The 3214-nt window shown below is 37.0% G+C and carries 3 protein-coding genes; 2 read left to right on the top strand and 1 reads right to left on the bottom strand.

What is annotated here, in order from left to right; genetic code table 11:
* Positions 1 to 370 precede the first annotated feature (370 nt).
* Positions 371 to 592, top strand: a complete 222-nt coding sequence (locus ACQRBJ_RS15740; protein ID WP_006848869.1) for a DUF2795 domain-containing protein — start codon at positions 371 to 373, stop codon at positions 590 to 592.
* Positions 593 to 918: 326 nt separating this feature from the next.
* Positions 919 to 2292 (top strand): tyrosine-type recombinase/integrase, encoded by a 1374-nt coding sequence (locus tag ACQRBJ_RS15735; protein ID WP_119230266.1) that lies wholly within the window; start codon positions 919 to 921, stop codon positions 2290 to 2292.
* Between the two features lie 258 nt (positions 2293 to 2550).
* Here ACQRBJ_RS15735 and ACQRBJ_RS15730 read toward each other — a convergent pair whose 3' ends face one another.
* The gene (locus ACQRBJ_RS15730; protein ID WP_153080145.1) at positions 2551 to 2931 is read right to left on the bottom strand and encodes a hypothetical protein; all 381 of its coding nucleotides are present in this window, start codon (positions 2929 to 2931) and stop codon (positions 2551 to 2553) included.
* Positions 2932 to 3214 lie beyond the last annotated feature (283 nt).

Genomic DNA, 3214 nt, shown 5'->3' with positions numbered 1-3214 from the left:
GTTTTCTCACGCGAATCTTTCTTTTTCTCACGCTGATTATTTTTTTATGCTGATTGTTTTTTGTCACGCAGATTTGGCTTTCCCTTCGGCCGCCGATTTTCAATTCGCAGATGACGCAGATTCTTTTAGCTGTTTTTTCCTTTTACCTTTTTACTCTTTTACCTTTTTACTCTTTTACCTTTTTACTCTTTTACCTTTTTACTCTTTTCCTTTTTTACCTTTTTACTTTTATCCCCCGTTTTTTTCTTGTATGATATGTTTTCTAGAGAATTTATGTTCTTTTATGAAAAAAAATGAGAGAAAAACTTGTAGTTACAATATATTTTATTACTTTTGCAGCCAAATTCATAAAACGTTAAATAATTAAGCTATGTATTGGACACTTGAATTAGCTTCAAAGCTTGAAGATGCACCATGGCCTGCAACAAAAGAAGAGTTGATTGACTATGCAACTCGTTCTGGTGCGCCTCTGGAAGTTCTGGAGAATTTGCAGGAAATAGAGGACGAAGGGGATGTTTACGAAAGCATCGAAGACATCTGGCCTGATTATCCTTCAAAGGATGATTTCCTCTGGAATGATGACGAGTACTAATCGTTCATCGATTACGATTATCAGTATAAGATAATGGAAATGAGCCATATAGGTGATTTCTCATGAAATTCCTATATGGCTTTTTGCCGTCTTTTTCCGCCAATTTTACCGTTCTAATGGCCTTATTTTACATAATTAAATGATCAATAATCGGTATATCCTGAAATTCTTTCTTTTCTGATCGGTTAATTTCATCTTTTCTTCTCTTATTATTCTCCTTACTTCATACTAAAATCATCTGAAGTTTATAAAAAAGGAGTGATATGATAAACTTTTCTACTATCTTCGCGTACATAGTGCCATAATTAATAAAAAGGTATTTTAATATGGGAAGAATTTCAAGACTTTATCCGAAAGGACGATTGAGACTGCGTATACCAAAGATGGTGCAGTCTGGTAAAAAGTATCCATTGTATATAGAATACAATTGGCATGCTGATTCTATTCGTAAATCAACTGGTATAAGTGTGTCAGTAAAGGAATGGAATGAGAAAGGCTATTGCGGTATTGGTGAAATACGTGCCACGACCGATATTGACTATAAGTATTATAATCATGCTCTTCATAAGCGTATCGAAGATATAGATGTGAAGATACATAAGTATTATGAAATGCATCAGCATATTACTTGTGATGTGATTCGATCTTTTCTCGAAGATAATGACAATGCTTTGCGACCTGATGAAGGAAAGGACTTCATAGAGTTTGCTAAAGAGTTGATGGAAAAACGTTATGAGAAAGGCAAGATAGGTTTCAGTACTTGCAAGAATGGTATTTCATATCTCAATCAGTTTGAGGAATACCTGTTGCTTGAACACAAAGGTACACATGGTGAGCATAAGGAATTCATTTATGTCTCAGATATTAGTGAAGACTTATTGCTTGACTTCCGTAAGTATCGACTCTTGGCAAAAAAGAAAGCAACAACAGTTAACAAGACTCTTTGTCCGATTCTTCAGGCGTGTGAATATGCTTGTCAGTTAGGTTATATCTCTCATCAGCTTAATGCATCTCTCCAGGACTTGTATATGAAAGAAGAGGACCGGCTTGATGAAGAAGAGAGGAATATCAAGTATCTCACTGAAGAGAGACTTGCTGAGTTAGTTTCCGTTTATAATACCATCGAACAACCTCGACGAAAAGAGTTTTTGGAGATGTGGCTGTTTGCCTTCCATGCTTGCGGTATGCGAATGGTTGATGTGATGACGCTCCGATGGAAAGACATTGATTTCAATAAGAATTTCATCAGTAAAATACAAGTCAAGACGAGAAACCGAAATACCATACCTTTGAGTGAACCACTCATTCGTATTCTTGAAAAATGGAAGGGTAGAAACAAAGTCTTTGTTTTTGATCTATTGCCAGAGAACTTCGATATAAATGACCATGAGGCGATATACCGTCGTAGAAATTCCTGGAATAATACCATCAATACTTCGCTTCGTTGTATATCTCATGATTTAAAATGGAATCAAGACTTGACTTTCCATGTATCAAGACACACTTGGGCAGTTTTAGCGCTTGCACACGGAGCTGAAATCAGTGAGATAAGCAGATTGTTAGGTCACGCTTCAACAGGCGTAACAGAGCGAGTTTATGCAGAATTCTTGCCAGACAACCTTGCGACTGTAGTAAGCAAACTTGGCTTCTGCTTCATTCCTGATATGAATGCCAAACAAAAGAAGGTGGTATCACGCTAAACAGAGTGATACCACCTTCGATCAAATTTGTAGCCTTTATAGTCGAAACTATCAGAATATCTTGTAGTCCTTGCCAGTAAGATTAGAAATTGGCTTGAATAAACGCAATAGAATGAGCCCTATCACGATAAATGCTATTCTGACTATTACTGAACCACCCATAGTAAAACCGTGCCATACGAGGAAAATGGGTGAGCACATGAGGGCTACGATGATTAGGCACATTAGAGCTGCTAGAAATGTTTTTGGTCCCATACGTCAATAATCTAATGGAGCTATGAAATGATCATCAGGCAGGTCGTGAAAATACTTGCCATCTGTATCATTAGTCACATATGTTTCGTTTTCTGGATCTTCTGTAGCGAAATAGATTTCCAAATCCTTGAAACGATTTTTGAGAAGAACGCGGAAGTCAGTAATCAATGCGAGTTCTTCCGCTTCTATATAGAGAAAGCCTTCTGAAAGTTCGCATTTCTTGATATTACCACAGAGATTGCAAGTCCCATAGTCCACACCAAGAGCTAAGATGATGTTTCCTTCCCAATCATCGGCCTCGTCTTCTTCCATAGCAGGGCGTTCTTTCTGTATGAAAGTCTGATAGAGGTCATATATCTCTTGCAACTCTTCTTGTTTTCCCACAATGTGGTAACGTACTTTTATATTATGCATTTGGGATGCAAAGATAGCTAAATCTGATACTATGTCTTGTCAATCGATTTCACTACTGTCCAATAAAAAAGGGCAATTCGATCTTTGAAACAGTTGAATTATAGTCTTTTATGCAGTATTTTGCAATGAAACGGACTTGATTTTGTACAATAGTTCGTTAATAATTCAATAATGTGCTAAGCAGCTATACGCTGTAAGCACGAGAGATCTTTGAAAATCTTGCTAATTAAAGTTCGGTTCGGGGTGTACCCGC

This window comes from Prevotella sp. SGI.167 (assembly GCF_050313615.1).
In the GTDB taxonomy this organism is placed as follows: domain Bacteria; phylum Bacteroidota; class Bacteroidia; order Bacteroidales; family Bacteroidaceae; genus Prevotella.
This window is presented reverse-complemented; position numbering and strand designations above follow the sequence as displayed.